The organism is Sporocytophaga myxococcoides DSM 11118, from assembly GCF_000426725.1.
GTDB lineage: Bacteria > Bacteroidota > Bacteroidia > Cytophagales > Cytophagaceae > Sporocytophaga > Sporocytophaga myxococcoides.
On record NZ_KE384562.1, the window covers coordinates 99,245 to 100,953 of the forward strand.

1 pseudogene is annotated in these 1,709 nt (G+C 40.4%); it reads right to left on the reverse strand.

The window, feature by feature from the left end:
- Positions 1–1,709 (reverse strand): annotated as a pseudogene (locus K350_RS30590) (hypothetical protein); the annotation flags it as partial.

Sequence of the window (1,709 nt, forward strand, 5' to 3'; positions counted from 1 at the left end):
TTGCCTGGAGCCAGCCCAGTTACATTCTGAGTGGTAGCACCTGTAGACCAGTTGAAAGAATAAGGCGCAACACCACCAGTAACAGTTGTAAGGTTAATAACTCCGTTGCTGATGCCACCACAAGTTGGGTCAGTTATGGAAGTAGTAACTGCGATTGGAGCAGGTTCTGTAACAGTTGCAGAAGCTGTATATGAACAACCATTAGCATCTTTGAATTTTACAGTATAGGTGTTAGCAGAAATTCCTGTTATGTCTTGAGTAGTAGCCAGATTAGACCAATCAAAGTTCGAGTAAGGAGGAGTACCTCCTGCAATTGTCAGGCTAATAGCTCCATCGTTTCCACTATTGCAGGTTACATTGGTTATTATTGGTACAACAGTTATTGGAGTTGCATTATTGATAGTAAATGAGGCAGTTTTTACACAGCCATTTTTATCTGTAACAACAACACTGTAAACTCCCGGATCAAGTCCTGAAATGTTTTGAGTTGTCACACTATTTGACCAGCTATATGAATAAGGAGCAGTTCCTCCTGTTACAGTAATACTAATAGCTCCATCTTTTCCATTACAAGAAACATCTGTTGTAGTAGAAGTAATTGTAATAGGAGATGGTTCTGTAATAGTGAAATAATAAGTAGCGGGACATCCGTTTATGTCTGAAACGCTTAGAGTGTAATTGCCAGGAGAAAGTGCCGAAATGCTTTGAGTAGCAGCGAGATTAGACCAGCTGAATGTATATGGAGCGGTACCACCTGAAATAGAGTTTACTGAAATAGCACCATTATTATCACCATTACATTTTATCTGAGTGACAGTAGTATCAATATTGAAAGCAACAGGTTGTCCCAGTGTGAAATTGAATTTTTTGGTGCAAGAGGTTGCATCAGTTATGTCTACAAAATAATTACCTGGTGCCAGCCCTGATATATTTTGTGTAGTAGCGCCTGTGGACCAGTTGAAAGTATATGGAGCAGTACCACCAGAAACTGTTGTAATGTTTATAGTTCCATTGCTAATTCCACCGCAAGTAGGGTCAGTAGTAGAAGAAGTCACAACGATCGGAGTAGGCTGAGTTATAGTAGCGGAAGCAGTATATTTACATCCATTAGCGTCAAAGAAAGTAACCGAGTAAAGTCCAGCGGGCACTCCTGTAATATTTTGAGTAGTAAAGCCATTAGACCATGTGAATGTTGAGTAAGGAGCAGTACCACCAGCGATAGCCAGATCGATAACACCATCACTACCAGCATTACATTTAACATTAGTAACAGAAGGAGTGATTACAGCCGCCGCCGGTTGAGTTATTGTAGCAGAAGCAGTTTGAGTACATCCTTTAGAATCGGTAACAGTTACAGAATAAGTACCTGCGATAACTCCTGTTAAATTCTGAGTAGTAGCGCCATTGTTCCATAAATAAGAATAAGGAGCAGTTCCACCAGCAACGGTGATATTAACAGAGCCATTGTTGCCCGCATTACAAGTTACATTGGTAGAAGTAGGAGTAACAGTAATAGCAGTAGGCTGAGTGATAGTGAATGTAGAATCTTTGGTACACCCTTTAGAATCAAGTATATGAACAGTGTAAGTTCCAGCAGCAATTCCAGAAATATTCTGAGTAGTGGCCAGGTTAGACCAGGAGAAAGTGAAAGGAGCAGTACCTCCAGTGATGGTATTTATATTAATAGCACCATTGTTTCCTCCGTTACA